This is a genomic window from Amycolatopsis solani (assembly GCF_033441515.1).
In the GTDB taxonomy this organism is placed as follows: Bacteria; Actinomycetota; Actinomycetes; order Mycobacteriales; family Pseudonocardiaceae; genus Amycolatopsis; species Amycolatopsis solani.
This window is the reverse complement of record NZ_JAWQJT010000002.1, coordinates 1,411,747-1,429,200: the sequence shown is the minus strand read 5'-3', so window position 1 is coordinate 1,429,200 and position 17,454 is coordinate 1,411,747. Positions and strand designations below refer to the sequence as shown.

16 protein-coding genes are annotated in these 17,454 nt (G+C 71.8%); 9 read left to right on the top strand and 7 right to left on the bottom strand.

Features of this window, described 5'->3' with window-relative positions; genetic code table 11:
- Positions 1 to 2: 2 nt before the first annotated feature.
- On the top strand, positions 3 to 821 hold the full coding sequence (locus SD460_RS27100; RefSeq protein ID WP_290054896.1) for a hypothetical protein: 819 nt from the start codon (positions 3 to 5) through the stop codon (positions 819 to 821).
- Between the two features lie 432 nt (positions 822 to 1,253).
- On the opposite strand, the gene SD460_RS27095 is transcribed toward SD460_RS27100, so the two are convergent.
- The gene (locus SD460_RS27095) at positions 1,254 to 2,573 is read right to left on the bottom strand and encodes an MFS transporter (RefSeq protein ID WP_290054894.1); all 1,320 of its coding nucleotides are present in this window, start codon (positions 2,571 to 2,573) and stop codon (positions 1,254 to 1,256) included.
- Between the two features lie 277 nt (positions 2,574 to 2,850).
- Positions 2,851 to 3,492, bottom strand: coding sequence for a TetR/AcrR family transcriptional regulator (locus SD460_RS27090; RefSeq protein WP_290054892.1), 642 nt, complete (start codon positions 3,490 to 3,492; stop codon positions 2,851 to 2,853).
- A 115-nt stretch (positions 3,493 to 3,607) separates the two neighbouring features.
- Between SD460_RS27090 and SD460_RS27085 the strand changes: the two genes are divergently transcribed.
- The 7 genes from SD460_RS27085 (at position 3,608) to SD460_RS27055 (ending at position 11,998) form a co-directional block, all read left to right on the top strand.
- Positions 3,608 to 4,456, top strand: coding sequence for a shikimate dehydrogenase (locus tag SD460_RS27085; RefSeq protein WP_318306906.1), 849 nt, complete (start codon positions 3,608 to 3,610; stop codon positions 4,454 to 4,456).
- On the top strand, positions 4,446 to 6,245 hold the full coding sequence (locus tag SD460_RS27080; RefSeq protein WP_318306905.1) for a sugar phosphate isomerase/epimerase and 4-hydroxyphenylpyruvate domain-containing protein: 1,800 nt from the start codon (positions 4,446 to 4,448) through the stop codon (positions 6,243 to 6,245). Before SD460_RS27085 ends, SD460_RS27080 begins: the two co-directional genes overlap by 11 nt.
- 311 nt (positions 6,246 to 6,556) lie before the next feature.
- Positions 6,557 to 7,861, top strand: coding sequence for an extracellular solute-binding protein (locus tag SD460_RS27075; RefSeq protein WP_290062702.1), 1,305 nt, complete (start codon positions 6,557 to 6,559; stop codon positions 7,859 to 7,861).
- Positions 7,858 to 8,844, top strand: coding sequence for a carbohydrate ABC transporter permease (locus tag SD460_RS27070; RefSeq protein ID WP_318306904.1), 987 nt, complete (start codon positions 7,858 to 7,860; stop codon positions 8,842 to 8,844). Before SD460_RS27075 ends, SD460_RS27070 begins: the two co-directional genes overlap by 4 nt.
- Positions 8,841 to 9,671 (top strand): carbohydrate ABC transporter permease, encoded by an 831-nt coding sequence (locus SD460_RS27065; protein WP_290062704.1) that lies wholly within the window; start codon positions 8,841 to 8,843, stop codon positions 9,669 to 9,671. The genes SD460_RS27070 and SD460_RS27065 overlap by 4 nt, the downstream gene beginning before the upstream one ends.
- Before the next feature lie 4 nt (positions 9,672 to 9,675).
- Complete coding sequence (locus tag SD460_RS27060) at positions 9,676 to 11,118, top strand: glycoside hydrolase family 3 protein (RefSeq protein WP_318306903.1); 1,443 nt, start codon at positions 9,676 to 9,678, stop codon at positions 11,116 to 11,118.
- A 106-nt stretch (positions 11,119 to 11,224) separates the two neighbouring features.
- A complete protein-coding gene (locus SD460_RS27055; RefSeq protein WP_318306902.1) occupies positions 11,225 to 11,998 on the top strand; it encodes an SH3 domain-containing protein in 774 nt (257 codons plus the stop codon).
- A gap of 57 nt (positions 11,999 to 12,055) precedes the next feature.
- Here SD460_RS27055 and SD460_RS27050 read toward each other — a convergent pair whose 3' ends face one another.
- The 3 genes from SD460_RS27050 to SD460_RS27040 all read right to left on the bottom strand — a co-directional run bounded on the left by SD460_RS27050 (position 12,056) and on the right by SD460_RS27040 (position 14,509).
- Entirely contained in the window at positions 12,056 to 12,604 is a 549-nt protein-coding gene (locus tag SD460_RS27050) for a hypothetical protein (RefSeq protein WP_290060606.1), read from the bottom strand.
- On the bottom strand, positions 12,601 to 13,854 hold the full coding sequence (locus SD460_RS27045) for a Het-E N-terminal domain-containing protein (RefSeq protein WP_290060608.1): 1,254 nt from the start codon (positions 13,852 to 13,854) through the stop codon (positions 12,601 to 12,603). The genes SD460_RS27050 and SD460_RS27045 overlap by 4 nt, the downstream gene beginning before the upstream one ends.
- A 130-nt stretch (positions 13,855 to 13,984) precedes the next feature.
- Entirely contained in the window at positions 13,985 to 14,509 is a 525-nt protein-coding gene (locus SD460_RS27040) for an ArsR/SmtB family transcription factor (RefSeq protein WP_290060611.1), read from the bottom strand.
- 75 nt (positions 14,510 to 14,584) lie between these two features.
- On the opposite strand from SD460_RS27040, the gene SD460_RS27035 reads away from it, so the two are divergent.
- Positions 14,585 to 15,808: an MFS transporter gene (locus tag SD460_RS27035; protein ID WP_290060612.1), complete on the top strand. Its 1,224-nt coding sequence runs from the start codon at positions 14,585 to 14,587 to the stop codon at positions 15,806 to 15,808.
- Here SD460_RS27035 and SD460_RS27030 read toward each other — a convergent pair.
- Positions 15,768 to 16,238 carry a GNAT family N-acetyltransferase gene (locus SD460_RS27030; RefSeq protein ID WP_290060613.1) on the bottom strand — a complete coding sequence of 157 codons (471 nt, stop codon included), beginning with the start codon at positions 16,236 to 16,238 and terminating at the stop codon, positions 15,768 to 15,770. The genes SD460_RS27035 and SD460_RS27030 overlap by 41 nt on opposite strands.
- Positions 16,231 to 17,451 (bottom strand): MFS transporter, encoded by a 1,221-nt coding sequence (locus tag SD460_RS27025; RefSeq protein ID WP_290060614.1) that lies wholly within the window; start codon positions 17,449 to 17,451, stop codon positions 16,231 to 16,233. Before SD460_RS27025 ends, SD460_RS27030 begins: the two co-directional genes overlap by 8 nt.
- Between the last annotated feature and the right edge of the window lie 3 nt (positions 17,452 to 17,454).

Here is a 17,454-nt window from a genome sequence, read left to right as displayed (position 1 = left end):
TCGTGGGACTCTTCGGAGGCGGAGAATCGTTGTCGGAGGACTTCCGTGCGGCGTTGGTCGGTGATGCGTCACACCACCGCCGGATGGTCGCCAAGGGCCAGCACGAGATCAGGTCGTATCTCCAGGAAGGCGAGACCGTCCAGCTCATCGCCGTGGAGGACTTCACAGCGACCTACATCCTCGTCGTGACCGACCGCCGGTTGCTCGTCACCCGCAAGGGCGGACGGGTGCTGCACCGGTCCGTCACACCGGAGGAGATCCGTGATGTAGACGTGCGGCCGACCCAGACCGGCTCGTACTACCTGGTGGTCGAAGGGCCCGGAACCGTCGTGAAGTTCCAGCGGCCCGGCGTCGCCTACTCGGTGGGTGAGTCGCTCGAGAAGCTGGCCCGGAAAGGGTCACCGGTCACCGCCGCCACGACCGCACCGAGCGCCCGGGCGGTTCCGGTCCTGTACCCGGGCTTCTTTCTCGACCTGCTGACCGAGACGGGTGTGCCGGCCACCTCGGAGAACGTCGTCAACCTGGTCGAGCGAGTCTTCGTGATGGTGATGGGAAAGGCGGACGAGTACTTCCGGCAGCTCGGCGACCACGGTGCGGCGCAGCGGTTCCACGCCCGCTTCGACAACGGCGGCCCGGAGGATCGGGTGCTGAACTCCGTGGACGACATGGTCGACTGGCTGTGGGCCTGGGACGCCCGCTGCCGCACGCCGCTGACGAACCTCTTCCCCCGGATCCAGTCGCTGCTGCTCGAGCCGCACAGCTTCCTGCGAAACGGGAACGGCCGCGTCCCGCCTTGGTCCGAGTACGACGAAGGTGCGTAGTCCGGGAGCTGGCATCGAATGTGTGAGCGGGTTCGCCCGTTCTCGATACCGGCGGCCCGCCGCGCAGCCCTTCCTCGAGGCCCTCGGTGGCGCCGGTGCGCGGTTGGCCGTGCGGCGGAATCGTGACTGGTCGGGCGATGGAAGTTGCCTTCGATCCGAGTCGTCGCTGCCACACGCCTCGGTACGTCGCGAAGGGCGCGGGCGGCGCCCGGCTCCGTGGCAAGGTCACCCGCCGCGTGACGGCGACCGGCTCGAGTTCGGTCTGGTGACCGCGTTCGGTCCGACGGCGGGGTGGCGTGCTGGAGGTCAGCAACTCGTGTACGGCCGAGGTCCGAGGCCTCCGGGCGGGTGTGGAACCCGGCGGCCTCGCGACCGTCGGCGCGGAGTTCTGGACCGCGGTGCGGGCGCCGGCCGCTGCAGCCGGGCGCGCCGTCAGCCGTCCACAGTGGAGGCGACCACTGTGGACGGTGACGGCGTGGTGGTCTCCTTGCCGCCCAGCTGGGCGGTCGGCACCCGGTAGGTCTCCCGCGCCGTGGCCGCGGCGCCGGCCGCGACCAGGCAGACCGCGGCCGTGAAGATCGCGACGCCCAGCCAGTCCTCCTTGCCCGAGCCGATCGCCGCCACCACGCTCGGGGCGAAGCCCGCGACCGCGAAGCCGATCTGGGTGCCGATCGCCATGCCCGAGAGGCGGACGCGGGCGCTGAACATCTCGCCGTAGAGGGACGGCCAGACGCCGTTGACCCCGGAGTACGCGACGCCGAAGAGCACGATGCCGAGCACGAACAGCAGCGCGTACGAGCCGATCGAAATCGACCACAGGTACGGGAAGATCAGCACCCCGCAGGCCAGGCAGCCGGCGATGAACACCGGCTTCCGCCCGACGCGGTCGGCGAGCCGGGCCAGCAGCGGGATCGCGGCCAGCGCGACGACGTTGGCGAGCACGCCCACCCACAGCATCGGGGTGCGCGCGAGGCCGATCGTGTTGACCGCGTAGCTGAGCGCGTAGACGGTGAAGATCGTGCTCACCGAAGCGATCGTCGCCGCGACGACCACCCGCAGGACGTCCACCCAGTGGTGCCGGAACAACAGCGCGACCGGGAGCTTCGCGACCTCGGTGCGCTCGAACACCGGCGTCTCGTCGAGCTTGCGGCGGATCACGAAGCCGACGACCACGACCAGCGCGCTGCACCAGAACGGCACCCGCCAGCCCCACGTCAGCAGCTGCGCCTGGGGGAGCGCGGCGACCGGGAGGAAGATCGCGGTGGCCAGGATCTGCCCGGCTTGCGTGCCGCTGAGGGTGAAGCTGGTGAAGTACGCGCGGCGCCCCTCGGGGGCGTGTTCGAGCGACATCGAGTTCGCGCCCGCCTGCTCGCCGGCCGCCGAAAGTCCCTGCAGCAGGCGCAGGATCACGAGCAGCACCGGAGCCAGGACGCCGACGCTCGCGTAGGTCGGCAGGCAGCCGACGCAGAACGTGGCCACGCCCATCAGCAGGAGGGTGAAGACCAGGACGCGCTTGCGGCCGAACCGGTCGCCGACGTGCCCGAGGATGAAGGCGCCGACCGGCCGGGCGAGGTACCCGACGCCGAACGTGGCCAGCGCCAGCAGGGTGCCGGTGGCGGGGGAGGAGGCGGGGAAGAACACCTTGTTGAACACCAGCGCGGCGGCGGTGCCGTAGATGAAGAAGTCGTAGTACTCGAGCGCGCTGCCGATCCAGGCGGCCAGCGCCGCCTTGCGGGGCATCGATCCGGTCACGGGGATGAGCTCCTGACGTCCGTGCTTCGTTGCTCAGAGTCGGCGGAAGCAATGTACGGTCTAGTTAGTTAATAGAGAGTGCGAGACCGTGGCCCGGGTGTCAAGAGGCGGTTCGGTGCGGTCCGTCGTCGCCTCGGCGGGGCCCCGAAGGTCGCGAATGACTCATTCGCGGCCTTGGCGGTCCCGAATGAGTCATTCGCGACCACGGCGGCGTCGCCCGGTGCGCGGGCCGCCCCTGCTCGAGCCCGCGGGGCAAGATGGCTGAAGGCTGGTCCGCTCAAGCGGTCAGGTAGTCGATCACCAGGTCGCCGAGCATGGTCCGGTAGTGCTCGCGCCGCGAAGCGTCCAGCATGTCGCGGCCGAAGATCGCCTGGAACGTGTGGCGGTTCGCCAGCCGGAACACGCAGAACGAGCTGATCAGCATGTGGATGTCGAGCGGGTCGGCGTCCGCGCGGAACCGGCCCGACGCGCGGCCGCGCTCGAGGATGCGGGTGATGCCGCCGAGGGCGGGGTCGGCCAGGCCGGCCAGGATCCGCGACTGCGCCAGGTGCTCGGCGCGGTGGATGTTCTCGATGCTGACCAGCCGGATGAAGTCCGGGTTGGCCTCGTGGTGGTCGAACGTCAGGCCGGCCAGCTGCCGCAGGGCTTCTTCCGGGTCCAGGTGGTCGACGTCGAGCTGGGCTTCCAGCTTGCGGATCGTCGAGTACGCCTGTTCGAGCACGGCGAGGTAGAGCTGCTCCTTGCCGCCGAAGTAGTAGTAGATCATCCGCTTGGTCGTGCTGGTGCGGGCAGCGATCTCGTCGACCCGGGCGCCGGTGTAGCCCTTGTCCGCGAACTCCCGCGTGGCCACCGCGAGGATGTCGGCGCGCGTCCGTTCCTTGTCGCGCTGCCGCTCGGCCTCCGACGATGGTGCGGCCACCGGGCTCCTCTCCCTGCAGGTCAACGGCCCCACTCTAGCCCAGCCCTTCCGCTGGGGCGCACGCCGCGCTACCGTGAACGTACTAGTTCGTACATTAATCCGGAGGGCGACGCGCGTGACCAGCTACCTGATCGGACTCGTCGGCACGGGCATCGGGCCGTCCGCCAGCCCGGCACTGCACGAACGCGAGGCCGACGAGCTCGGCCTCCGCTACGTCTACCGCCTGCTCGACCTCGACGTCGTGCGCCGCCCGGTCGCCGACGTCCTCGAAGCGGCCCGCGTGGCCGGGTTCGACGGGCTCAACGTGACCCACCCGGCCAAGCAGCTGGTCCTGGCGCACCTCGACGCCCTGTCGCCGGAAGCCGAAGCGCTAGGCGCGGTCAACACCGTCGTCTTCGAGCGGGGCCGCGCCGTCGGCCACAACACCGACGCCACCGGCTTCGCTCGCAGCCTTTCGCGCGGCCTGCCGGACGTCCGGCTGGACGACGTCGTCCTGCTCGGCGCCGGGGGAGCGGGGGCCGCGGTCGCGCACGCGCTGCTCTCGCTGGGCACCGGGCGCCTCACCGTGCACGACGTCGACGCCGCCCGGAGCGCGAAGCTCGTCGAGGCGCTCCGCCGCCGGTTCGGCGCCGGCCGCGCGGAGACCGGTGACCTGAGCGCGGTCGAACGCGCCGACGGGCTGGTGCACGCCACGCCGACCGGGATGGCCGCGCACCCCGGCTCGCCGGTCCCGGCCGCGCTGCTGCGCCCGGACCTGTGGGTGGCCGACATCGTCTACCGGCCGCTGGAGACCGCGCTGCTGGCCGAAGCCCGCGCCCGCGGCTGCCGCGTGCTGCACGGCGGCGGCATGGTCGTGCTGCAGGCCGCGGAGTCGTTCCGGCTCTTCACCGGCGTCGAACCGGACCCGGCGCGGATGCTGCGTCACTTCGACGCCCTCGAAGGGGAGGCCGCCCGTGCCGCCTGAACCGCGCACCGCGATCGCCACCGTCTGCCTCTCCGGCACCCTCGAAGACAAGCTCTCCGCGGCCGCCGCGGCCGGGTTCGACGGCGTCGAGCTGTTCGAAAACGACCTGCTCGTCTCCCCGTCGAGCCCGGCGGAAATCCGCCGCCGCTGCGCCGATCTCGGCCTGTCGATCGACCTCTACCAGCCGTTGCGCGACTTCGAAGCCGTCCCGCCGCAGCAGCACGCGGCCAACCTGCGCCGCGCGGCGCGCAAGTTCGACGTCATGGCCGAGCTCGGCACCGCCACCGTACTGGTCTGCTCTTCGGTCTCACCCGCCGCGATCGACGACGACGAACTGGCCGCCGAGCAGCTGCACGCGCTGGCCGAGCTGGCGGGCGAGCGCGGGATGCGCGTCGCCTACGAAGCTCTGGCCTGGGGAAAGCACGTCAGCGGGTACGAACACGCGTGGCGGATCGTGCGCCGCGCCGCCCACCCCGCGCTCGGCGTCTGCCTCGACAGCTTCCACATCCTCTCGAAGGGCCACGACCCGGCGCCGATCCGCGCGATCCCCGGCGAGAAGATCTTCTTCCTGCAGCTCGCGGACGCGCCGAAGCTGCCGATGGACGTCCTGCCGTGGAGCCGCCACCACCGCCTCTTCCCCGGCCAGGGCGACTTCGACCTCACGGCGTTCACCGGGCACGTGCTCGCCGCGGGCTACCGCGGGCCGCTGTCGCTGGAGGTCTTCAACGACGTGTTCCGCCAGGCCGACCCGCGGCCGGCCGCGGTGGACGCGCTGCGGTCGCTGCTGGCGCTCAAGGAGTCCCTCGGCGTCCTGGACGTGCCGGCCGCGCCGGCGCTGACCGGCCACGCGTTCGCCGAGGTCGTCACCGACCCGGGCGCGGGGCGGATCCTGGCTTCGCTCGGATTCGCGCGCACCGGCGTCCACCGGACCAAGCCGGTCGAGCTGTGGGAGCAGGGCGAAGCCCGGGTGGTGGTCAACGAAGGCGGTGCGGCGCACGGCGCCGTCGGGGCGGTGGCGCTGGCCAGCACCGATCCGGCCCGCTCGGCCCGCCGGGCGGAAGCGCTGCTCGCCCCGGTCCTGCCGCGCGTGCGCGGCCCGCGCGAGGCGGACCTGGCGTCGGTCGCGGCCCCGGACGGCACGCAGGTCTTCCTCTGCGGCGAAGACTGGCGCGACGACTTCGCCCCGACCGGCGAAACGGCGGGCGGCGCGGGGATCCTCGGAATCGATCACGTGGCCCTCACCCAGCCCTTCGACCACTTCGACGAGGCCGCGCTGTTCTACCGGTCGGTGTTCGGGCTGGTGCCGTCGCCGGTGGCCGAGTTCGCGGCGCCCTTCGGCCTCGTGCGCAGCCGCGCGGTCGTGGCGGGGGACGTCCGGTTGACGCTGGACAGCGCCCTGGTCCGCCGCGGCGAATGGGCGCCCGCCGTCCCCGAACCGCAGCACGTGGCGTTCGCCTGTGCGGACGCGCCGGCGGCGGCCGCGGCGATGCGGGCCGCGGGCGCGCCGCTGCTGGAGATCCCCGGCAACTACTACGACGACCTCGACGCGCGCCTCGACCTGCCGCCCGAGCGGCTGGCGGCGCTGCGGGCGCACTCGGTCCTCTACGACCGTGACGAGCACGGCGAGTTCCTGCACTTCTACACGGCGCTGGCCGGCGCCCGGGTGTTCTTCGAGGTGGTCCAGCGGATCGGCGGTTACCGCGGCTTCGGCGTGGTCAACGCGCCGGTGCGGATGGCCGCGCACCGCGCCCGCCGACACGCCGTGCCACCGGCGAAAACGCCGGCCTGATCGAGACCGCCGCCCCGGGAGTCCTTTCCCAGGGCGGTTTTCGTCGCGCCCCGGAACGCGCGTGCCGGGATTTCCGGCTCCCTCGCGGTGAAAAACGGCCCGGACATCTTCCTATTCGGACGACTTCCGCCGCCCGTGTAGGCCGTCCGGTGACCGTCCGGCTACTCCCCGTCAGAGTCCCCGGTGGGTTTACAACGTTCCGGCAACCGCCTTGACAGGGCCTGTGGTACGTACCACTCTAACCCCAACATTGGTCTACACCATTTGGGGAGCCTGGCCGTGGCGGCCGGGTATCGAAAGGACGGCATCGAGTGAAACGCTGGCTCAAGCTGGCGGCGGGCGCCGCCGCACTCACCCTCGCGACCGCGGGCTGCGCGGGTTCCAGCGGCTCGGACACGGCCGCTTCGTCGAGCGGTGCTCCCGCGCAGATCACCGGCGACGTCACGGTCTGGCTGATGACGGGCTCCGCGCCCACCACGCTGACCGACGCGCTGAACAAGGAGTTCGAGGCCGCGCACCCGGGCGTCAAGGTCAAGTACGAGATCCAGCAGTGGGACGGCATCCAGCAGAAGCTGACCACCGCGCTGGCCGGCGGCACGCCGCCGGACGTGATCGAGATCGGCAACACCCAGACCGCGGCGTTCGCCTCGCAGGAAGGCGTCCTCACCGACCTGACCGCCGACAAGGACAGCTTCAACGGCGCGCAGTGGCTGAAGGGCCTCGCCGACTCGGGCACCTACGACGGCAAGGTCTACGGCGTCCCGTTCTACGCGGCCAACCGTGAGGTCATCTACCGCAAGGACCTGTTCGAGCAGGCCGGCATCACCAAGGCCCCGACCTCGAACGACGAGTGGATCGACGCGATCACGAAGCTGAAGACGAAGTTCGGCTCCGACCCCGACTTCCAGGCCCTCTACATGCCGGGCCAGAACTGGTACTCGCTGCTGTCCTTCATCTGGGACAACGGCGGTGACATCGCGCAGGCCGACGGCAAGAACTACAAGGCGACGCTGGACAGCGCGGGCGCCAAGGCGGGCCTCGAGTTCTACAAGAAGCTCGTCGACACCTCCGGCACCAAGGCGCCGAAGGACGCGGACGAGGCCAAGCCGCAGCAGGCGACCGTCTACGGCGCCGGCAAGGTCGCCATGATGATCGGCCTCCCGTGGGAGCTGGCCACGGCGGCGAAGACCGACGCGAGCCTGACCGCCAAGACCGGCGCCTTCGCGATCCCGAGCAAGACCGCCGGCCAGAGCGCCCCGGTCTTCCTGGGCGGCTCGAACCTGGCCATCCCGGCCAACAGCAAGAACGCGGCCGCGGCCAAGGAGTACATCAAGCTGCTCTCCAGCGCGAAGTACCAGGGCCAGCTCGCCGCGGCCGGCGTCGTGCCGGGCACGTCGACCGACCTCAGCGGCCTGGACAAGGACCCGCTGGGCAGCGTGATGGCGAAGGCCTCCACCAACGGCAAGGCCGTGCCGGCCAGCCCGAAGTGGGGTGACGTGGAGTCCGGCCAGAACCCGGTCAAGGACATGCTGACCGCGTACCTGACCGGCAAGAAGACGCTCGACCAGGCGACCGCCGACGCCAACGCAGCGCTGAACAAGCTCATCGGCGGATGACAGCGACCGCGAACGTGACGATGCCGGCGGGGGCGACCCCGCCGGCATCGCCGCGCGACGCGGGGGTCAAGCGGCGCAAGCGGGGCCGGTTCGGCGACCGGGTCCTCCCGTACCTGCTGCTCCTCCCCGCGTTGGCGGCGATCCTCGTGCTGCTCGCCTGGCCGCTGGTCCAGGTGCTGGCGATCAGCTTCCGCAAGCTCGACATCGGCCAGCTCGTCTCCGGCAAGACGGTCTGGATCGGCTTCGACAACTACACGAACACGCTGTCCGACCCGGAGTTCTGGACGGTCACCTTCCGGACCCTGGTCTTCACCGCCGCCATCGTGGCCGCGACCATCCTCGGCGGCCTGCTGCTGGCGGTGCTCATGCGCCACCTCGGCCCGGTCGTGCGGATCATGGTCCAGGTGACGCTGGTGCTGGCCTGGGCCACCCCGGTGATCGCCACGACCACGGTGTTCCAGTGGATCTTCGACGAGCAGTACGGCATCCTCAACAAGACGCTGGACCGGCTGGGTTTCCACGGCTTCATCGGCTTCTCGTGGTTCTCCAGCGGCCCCAGCACGCTGGCCGTGATCGGGCTGCTGATCGTGTGGCAGGCCGTGCCGTTCGTGACGTTCTCGCTGTACGCGGGCATCATCGGCGTCTCGCGGGAGCAGTACGAGGCCGCCGGCATCGACGGCGCCAGCGCGTGGCAGACGTTCCGCGCGGTCACCTGGCCCGCCATCCGGCCGATCACCACCATGGTGACGTTCCTGTCGGTGCTGTGGGACTTCAACGCCTTCGCCCAGATCTGGGCGATCCGCGAGGGCGGCCCCGACGGCGGGAGCACCACGCTCGCCGTCGTGCTGTACCTCAAGGGCATCGCGGGCAACCACTTCGGCGCGGCGGGCGCGATCGCGACCCTGATGCTGATCGTGCTCGCGCTCATCACGGGCCGGTACATCCAGCTGCTCACCCGGACCCGGGAAGGTGATCTGTCGTGAAGAAATCGCTGTCGCAGCGGATCGTGCTTTCGGTGGTCGGCGTGCTCGTCGCGCTGGCGATCGTCTTCCCGACGTACTGGATGTTCGTCACGTCGCTGCGGACGCCCGGCGAGATCCTTTCGCCGAAGTACGACCTCATCCCGACGTCGTTCTCCTTCGGCAACTTCGCCACCGCGCTGGGCAAGGACAACTTCCCGACGTACCTGATGAACAGCCTGATCGTCACCGTCGGGTCGGTGCTGTGCGCGCTGGTCGCCGGGACGCTCGCGGCGATCCCGCTGTCGCGGCTGCGCTTCACCGGCCGCAAGGGCTTCCTGGTGCTGGTGATGGTGGCGCAGCTGGCGCCGGTGTCGGCGTTGTTCATCCCGCTGTTCCTGCTGATGCGGGACGCCGGGCTGCTCAACACGCTGCCGTCGCTGCTGCTGATCTACTTCGCCACCACGCTGCCGTTCACGGTGTGGATGCTCTACGGCTTCGTCAACGGGATCCCGTACGAGCTGGAAGAAGCCGCGATGATCGACGGCTGCAGCCAGACCGGCGCCTTCCGCCGGGTCACGCTGCCGCTGCTCGGGCCGGGACTGGTCACCACGTCGGTGTTCAGCTTCATCACCGCGTGGAACGAGTACCTGTTCGCGCTGGTCTTCATCCAGGACAAGCCGAAGGAGACGCTGCCGGTGTGGCTGGCGTCGTTCCGCACGGCGTTCGCCACCGACTGGGGTGGTGTCATGGCGGCGTCGGTCATCTACGCGGTCCCGGCGCTGATCTTCTTCCTGCTCGTGCAGCGCAAGCTGGTGTCCGGCGCGACCGCCGGTGCCGTGAAGGGGTAGCTCGTTGACTTCGAATCCGGCAAAGCTCGCCGAGGCCGTCCTCCTGCCCGGGTTCGCCGGGACCACCGCGCCGGACTGGCTGCGCAGACGCGTCGCCGACGGGCTGGGCGGGGTGGTGCTGTTCGGCCGCAACGTCGTCGACGACGAGCAGGTCGCCGCGCTCACCGCCCAGCTTCGGGGTGAGCGGGACGGCGTGGTGGTCGGGATCGACGAGGAGGGTGGCGACGTCACCCGCCTCGACGTGAACACCGGGTCGTTCGTGCCGGGCCCGCTCGCGCTGGGCGCGGCCGACGACCCGGAGCTGACCACGGCGGTCGCCGCCGCGCTCGGCGAACGCCTCGCGGCCTGCGGGGTGACGCTCAACCTGGCGCCGTGCGCGGACCTGACCCTGGCGGCCGAGGACCCGATCATCGGCGTCCGGGCGTTCGGGTCCGACCCGGCGAAGGCGTCGCCGCACGTCGCGGCGTACGTGACGGGCCTGCAGAAGTACGGCGTCGCGGCGTGCGCGAAGCACTTCCCGGGCCACGGCGCGGCGACCGAGGACTCGCACGTGGCGCTGCCGGTGCTGCCGCGCACGGTCGAAGAGCTGCGCGCTATCGAGCTGGTCCCGTTCGCCGCGGCGATCCGGGCCGGCGTCCGCTCGGTGATGACGGGCCACCTGGTCGTCAAGGCCTGGGGTGAGGAGCCCGCGACGCTCAACCGCGTCGCGCTCACCGACGTCCTGCGCGGCGAGCTGGGCTTCGACGGCGCGGTGATCACCGACGCGCTGGAGATGGGCGCGGTCTCGGGCGCGTACGGCAAGCACGACGGTCTCGGCCGCTCGGCCGTGCGGGCACTGGCCGCGGGCGCGGACGCGCTCTGCCTCGGCGGCGCGGCGTTCGAAGCCGAGCACCTGGACGCCTGCGTCGCGGCGATCGTGGCGGCGGTCGCGGCGGGGGAGCTGCCCCTGGACCGGCTCGAAGAGGCGGCTTCGCGGACGGCGGCGCTGGGCACCGACCCGGCCCCGGCGACGGTCGGCCCGGTCGACCGGCGGCTGGGTCTCGAAGCGGCGCGCAAGGCGTTGCGCGTGCGGGGCGACGTGCGGCTGGCCGGGCCGCCGCTGGTGGTCGACGTCCAGACCGAGCCGACCATCGCGGCCGGCCCGATGCCGTGGGGCCTCGGCGCGCACCTGGCCGAGCTGGTGCCGGGGACGCGGGCGATGACCGCGACGCCGGACGACGCCGGCGCGGTGCTGGCGGCGGCGCGGGACTTCCGCAGCGTCGTCGTGGTGACGCGGGAGGCGCACCGGCACCCGCGGGTGCGCGAACTGCTGGCCGCCTTGTCCACTGTGGACTACATCCGCGTCGAGACCGGGGTGCCGGGACCGGCGGACGAGGGCGGCCCGCGGATCGACACGTTCAGCGGCTCCTACGTGAGCCTGCGGGCGGCGGCCGAGTACCTGGCCTGAGTTCGTCCTGTTTGCCGCATCTCCAGGATCCGGTGTGCGCGTTTGTACGGCCCTTGTACCGGCGGGCGCCATGGTGGGGGCACACCGGAAACTGGAGGACGGACACATGAGAATTCGGATCGGGAAGCGGACGGTCGCCGTGGTCGGCGCCGCCGCCGCGATCGTGCTGGGGGGCGCCACGCCGGCGCTGGCGGCGACGGGCACGGTGCACACCGACTCCGGCGCGCCGCTGACCGTGCGCTCGGCCCCGAGCACCGCCGCGGGCTCGGCCGGCACGATCGCGGACGGCACCGCCGTGACGATCGACTGCCAGACGACGGGCGAGACGGTCACCGGCAAGTACGGCACGAGCAACATCTGGGACCACGTGGAGGGTTCGGGGTACATCACCGACACCTACGTCTACACGGGCTCGGACGGGCGGATCGCGCCGGACTGCACCGACGTGCCGACGCCGCCGACGACCGCGTGCTCGACGTCGGGCCTGAACGACCCGAACACCTGCGCCCAGGCGGTCACGAAGGCGAAGTCGCGGATTCACACGAACTACATCGCCTCCTACGACGGCTGGTGCGACCGCATCAACGCGGAGAACTACGGCTTCACCGCGAGCGGCTCGAACACCGCGTACATCCACTGGACGCAGATCCCGAGCCAGTACAAGCACGCGAACAGCACGGACGTCCCGGCCGGCGGCCTGGCGTTCTTCTCCAGCAGCGGCGCGGGCCACACGATGATCTCCATCGGCGGCGGCAAGTTCCTGTCGAACGACATCAACGGCGCGGGCACCTACACCGAGACCACGATCGCGCAGATCAAGAGCAAGTGGGGCCAGACCTACCTCGGCTGGGCGCAGCCGTGGTTCAAGGTGAACCACTGACGCACTGAGCGGCGAAGGCCCCTGCCCACCTCCCCCGGGCAGGGGCCTTCACCGCGTTCAGGCGACGACGCCGGTGGCTTCGTCGAAACCGGACCGGCACACGCAGGAAGTGCCGACCGGGAGGGCCTCCTGCATCGGGCAGGACCCCCGCGGGGTGACGCAGACGGTGCCGATCCGCGGCGGTGGCGCGGACTCGCTTTCACTGAGCACGACGAAGACGACGACGGCCACGACGGTGACGAGGAAGGCGGCCAGGCAGCCGAGCGGTTTGGCCAGGCCGGCGGGTTTGGCGGGGGTGGCGGGAATCGGCGGTCCCCAGGCCGGCGGCCCCGGGTGGGGGTGCCGCGGCGGCTCGCGCAGGACCCACGGCCCGGGCGGTGGTCCATGCGGGTGCGGCGGTGCGGCGCCGGGTACCTGACCGGGGAAGTGCGGTGGGGTCGCGGCAGCAGGTGGCGATCCGGGCTCCGGCTCCGAGGCCTGCCACTTCTGCGCGTACCGGCGGTTCAGCTCGGCCTCGATCGCCGCCCGCCGGGCCGGCTCCAGGCCGCCGGCGCGCAGCTGCGCTTCCAGGTCCGGCAGCGGGGTGCCGGCGAAGTCCTCGGTCACGGCAGGTCCGTCTCCATCCCCAGCAGCCGGTGCACGCGGGTCGGCGACAGCGGGGCCAGGCGGAAGCCCTGCAGCGTGTCGACCGTGCTGCGGATCGACGCCGAATTCTGTTTCAGCACCCGCAGCATCGCGACCAGCTGCAGTGTCATGATCTGGATGCGGGCGTTGTCGCGGAAGATCTCCAGCGCGGGCAGGATCGCGCGCGTTCCTTCGGCTTTTTCGCGCATTTCCCGCACTTCGCCGAGGTACTTTTCCCATTCGCGGTCGATTTCGCGGAACGCGGATTCGCGGGCGCGGATGTCCTCGAGCACCTGGTCGCGCATCGCGGCCGGGACGCTCTCCCCGCGCACCCGTTCCTCGAGGGCCCGTTGCTCTTCGCGGGTCTGGTCGACCCGGTCCTTCGCCTCGCGGTGCAACTGGTCGAGGTCGCCGCTGATGGCGAAGCCGCGGATGTAGCCGATCACGAAGTCGGTCAGCTCGTAGATGACGATCGCGTTGCCGAACATCATGTCCGACAGCCGTTGCGCCGAGGACTCGCGCTCGATCCGGCCGAGGATGCTCTGGTTGAGCGCGCTGAGGAACTCCACGGTCAGCCGCAGCGACTCGTACGAGACGTGCATCCGCTTCTCCGTCTGCACCAGCCGGTACGCCCACTCGCGCTCGGCGAACCCGGCGGGCAGTTCGCGGACCGCGGTTTCGACGTCCTGGTACCGCTGGTTTTCGATGTGGGCGGCGACCTGCTCGATGACCGCCCGGATCCGGCCGTGCAGCCCGGCGACGCCGGCGCGGACCTGCTGGTCGATCGACGGCACGCGGCCGATGTTGGCGCTCAGCAGATCGGTCACCTCGACGCTGTGCCGGGACCGCACCGCGAGCACCTGGGCGATGTGCCCGTCGAGCAGCTGCCGGATCGTGCCCAACGCGCTCGAGCGCTGCACCTTCTCGACCGGGTCCTCCGCGCCGCGGGGGTCCTCGACGAGCACCCGCAGCTGCTCGGCCAGCGCGACGAGCTGGGGATCCCGGTCCGCGCCCGCGTTCCGCAACTCCCGCGCGACGGCCTCGCGGCACTGCGCCGACTCCGGGTGCCGCTCCAGCAGTTCGACGCTGCGTGCGACCTGGCCGCCGTAGCGGCGGGCGATCGATTCCCGCAGGGCCCGGCAGCCGTCGGTCACCGCTTCGCGCGCCGAATCCTTGACGCCTTCCAGCAGGCCTTGCACCAGCACGCCCACGATCAGGCTGATCGGGTCCATCGGGAGCCACCTCCGAGCGGATCGTCCTCGCTCGTTCATCGGAATGCGGCCGGTTTCCGTAACAATTCCGCCGTCGTCAAGACAATGCGGAAAAGGGTGCTTCCCGAAGATTCATTGACGAGGGGAAGAATCAGGGCTCGAGGTGGTGCAGCACGAAGATCCCGCCGACCGCGGGCCGGTCGCGCCGCTCGTGGTCGGTCGCCACGTACTCGTCGAGCACCGCCAGGATCCGGCGGTCGAGCTCCTCGACCTCGTCGGGGGACAGGTGCAGCAGGAACTTCTCGTACACGGCGACCGAATCCGGGCCCGCCGCCGCGAGCTCCTCCTGGAAGATCTCGATGGGCGCGAACCGCGTCTCGGCGTCGGCGCTCGCCAGGGGACCGTCGAGCCACCACGTCTCGTTGTCGGCGCGGTAGGGCTTCTCCAGCGCGCCGCTCGGGCCGGTGCGGACCGGGGCCGGCTCCAGGAGCCCGGCGGCCACCAGCTGCCGGACGTGGTGCAGGACCGTGCCGGGATCGCGGTCGAGGCGGTCGGCCAGCTGCTTGTTGGTCAGCTCGTCGACCAGGCACAGCCGCATGATGCGCAGCCGCAGCGGGTGGCCGAGGGCCTTCGCTTCCGCCGGGGTCGCCGGCCGGCGGCGGCGGGGCTCGTTCATGGACGCAGCGTAAGCCATCGATGGGGATCCGTCACATCGATGGAGAAAACCCCATCGATGTGCGATCCTCCATTCATGGACCGGACCTTCTGGCGGCTGTGGACCGCGGCGGGGCTGTCGAGCCTCGCCGACGGCGTCCTCAAGGTCGCCCTGCCGCTGCTCGCGGTCGGCTACACCCGGTCGCCGGCGCTGGTCGCGGGGCTCGCGTTCGCCTTCAGCGTCCCGTGGCTGCTGTTCGCGCTGCCCGCCGGCGCGCTCGTCGACCGGCTCGACCGCCGCCGGACGATGCTCGCCGCGAACGTCCTGCGTGGCGGGCTGGTCGCCGTCGTCGCGCTGCTGACCGCGGCCGGCGGGGGATCGATCTGGGCGCTGTACGTCGTCGCGCTCGGCGTCGGGACCGCCGAGACGCTCTACGACACGGCCGCGCAGTCGATCGTCCCGCAGGTCGTCGGCCGGGACGAGCTCGCCCGCGCCAACGGCCGGGTGTACGCGGTCGAGCAGACCGCCAACGAGTTCGCCGGGCCGCCGCTGGCCGGAGTCCTGGTCGCCGCCGGGGTGCTGGCCGCGCTCGCCACGCCGGTGGCGCTGTGGGCGGTGGCCGTCGCGGCGCTGCTGCTGGTGCGCGGCGCGTACCGGATCCCGCGCGGGGACGCCCCCGCCACCCTCCGCGCGGACATCGCCGAAGGACTGCGGTTCCTCGCGCACCACAAGATCCTGCGGACCTTCTCCCTGATGGTCGGCACGTTCAACTTCGCCACCGGAGCCACGTTCGCGGTGCTGGTCTTGTACGCGGTCGGCCCCGGCTCGGCGATGGGGCTGTCCGGCCCGGCTTTCGGGCTTCTGACGGCGACGACCGCGGCCGGCGGTCTCGTCGGCTCGCTGCTGGCCGAAACGGTGGAACGCCGGCTCGGCCGCGTCCGCGCGCTCTGGGTGTCGTGGCTCGCCGGCGGGCTGACCGTCAGCGTCCTCGCGGTCACCGCGAACCCGTACGCGGTGGGAGCCGCGTTCTTCGCCGGGGGCGCCGGCATCCTGGTGTCGAACGTCGTGATGGTGTCGCTGCGCCAGCGGATCACGCCGGACCGCCTGCTCGGCCGTCTGACCAGCAGCCACCGGCTGGTGGCCTGGGGCACGAAGTCGCTCGGCGCGCTGGCCGGCGGCGCGCTCGCGCAGGCGTTCGGGCTGCACGCGGTGTTCGTCGTGATGGCCGTGCTGGCGTTCTCGGTGGTGGGCGGGCTGTTCGTGGTGACCGAGGACGCGCTCAGAGCCGCCGAGCCAGCAGTTCCACGGCACTCGACCTGACCGGCGCCACCGTCGTCCAGCCCCAGCGGTGGTAGAGCGCGTGCGCCGGGGCGTCGGTCGAGGCGGCGAGCACCGCGGCCGGCTCGGTCCGCTCGCCCAGCAGGCGCTCGAGCAGGTCCCGGCCGTGCCCGCGCCCGCGGTGGTCCGGCCGTACGGCGAGCTCGTAGACGTAGAACAGCGGGCGGCCGGCGAGCCACGACGGCGGCCCGGCCGCCGCCGGGGCCGGCCACCAGCCCGCCTCGCGGCCGACGCCGTAGGCGAACCCGGCGAGCTCGCCTCCACTGTGGACGGTCTCCAGCGCGAAACCGGGCTGTTTCGCGTGCGCCATCAGCGTTTCGCGGAACCGGGCCGCGTCCGCTTCGGTTTCCCGGTAGGGCGGCTCGCGGTACACCTCGTGGTAGAGCTCGGCGAGCTGGGCCAAATCAGGCATGCACGTTCTCCCGCGCTGGGGCCGGTTCCGCTTTCAGTCCGGCGAGGACGACCACCGCCAGCATGCAGCACCCGGCGAGCACCAGCCACGGCAGCTGCGGGCCGCCCGCCAGCAACGCGGTGAAGGTCACCGGGGCCAGCACCCGCGCCGCGCCCCAGAGCAGTTCCTCCAGCCCGAGGTAGCGGCCGCGCAGGTGGGCGGGGGCCAGCGCGACGGTCAGCGCGCTGCTGGTCGGCGCCTGCAGCAGTTCCGCCGCGGTGAAGACCGCGGTCGCCACGGCCAGCACGGCGAACGCGGGCAGCGCGGTGGCCAGCGGCACGGCCGCGTAGAGCAGGAACGCCGCGGCCCACACCACGGCCGCGCCCTGCAGCGTCCGCGCCCGGCGGAACCGGTCGACGCGCGCGGCGACGACCGTCTGCGCGAGCACCACCAGCACCGTGTTGAGGGCGAAGAGCACGCCGGGCTGCCACGCCGGCAACCGCAGCGCGTCGAGCACGTACGCGCTGAGCAGCACCGTCAGCGCCAGGTCGCACAACGCGAAGACGAAGACGGTCACCAGCACCCGGCGGAACGCGCGGTCGGCGAGCACGGGCCGGTAACTCCCGCGAGCCGTGGCGGCGCGAGGAGGTGCTTCGGCCGCCTGGCCCCGCCACAGCGCGACGAGTGCCGCCGCGGCGAAGAAGCTCACGGCGTTGAGCACGACGATCGCGGTGTAGCCGCCGGCCACGACCAGCACCCCGCCGGCGAGCCCGCCGAGGCCGATGCCGACGTTGCGCAGGGTGCGCTCCATCGCGTACCAGCGGGCGCGCTGCCCGTCGTCGGCCACCTGCGCCACCAGCGCACCCGAGGCGGGCCAGAACAGGCCTTCACCCCAGAACGTCAGCGCCGCCAGCACGACCAGCACCGCCGGCGAGCCGGCGAAGACGTACCCGGTGAACGTGAGCACCCGCAGCAGGTTGGCCGCGACGACCACTCGCCGCGGCCCGAAGCGGTCCACCAGCGGGCCCGCGCAGAGCCCGGCGGGCAGGGCGAGCAGCGCCGCCAGCGAAAGCGCCGCGCCGACCGCGGTCAGCGGCAGGCCCTTGGCGGCGTGGAAGTAGACGACGGCGAAGGGCAGGAACAGCCCGGTGCCCAGCGCGTCCACGCCCTGGGCGGCGACCAGCGGGAGGCGGCCCCGGGTGCGGGGCAGACCGAGCAGTGCGGTGACGGCCATCGG

Excerpts from the sequence above, each read along its gene's own strand:
- SD460_RS27040 (WP_290060611.1), bottom strand. The coding sequence starts at position 14,509 with ATGAACGAGCCCCGCCGCCGCCGGCCGGCGACCCCGGCGGAAGCGAAG.
- SD460_RS27035 (WP_290060612.1), top strand. The coding sequence starts at position 14,585 with ATGGACCGGACCTTCTGGCGGCTGTGGACCGCGGCGGGGCTGTCGAGC.
- SD460_RS27055 (WP_318306902.1), top strand. The coding sequence starts at position 11,225 with ATGAGAATTCGGATCGGGAAGCGGACGGTCGCCGTGGTCGGCGCCGCC.
- SD460_RS27030 (WP_290060613.1), bottom strand. The coding sequence starts at position 16,238 with ATGCCTGATTTGGCCCAGCTCGCCGAGCTCTACCACGAGGTGTACCGC.
- SD460_RS27070 (WP_318306904.1), top strand. The coding sequence starts at position 7,858 with ATGACAGCGACCGCGAACGTGACGATGCCGGCGGGGGCGACCCCGCCG.
- SD460_RS27045 (WP_290060608.1), bottom strand. The coding sequence starts at position 13,854 with ATGGACCCGATCAGCCTGATCGTGGGCGTGCTGGTGCAAGGCCTGCTG.
- SD460_RS27025 (WP_290060614.1), bottom strand. The coding sequence starts at position 17,451 with ATGGCCGTCACCGCACTGCTCGGTCTGCCCCGCACCCGGGGCCGCCTC.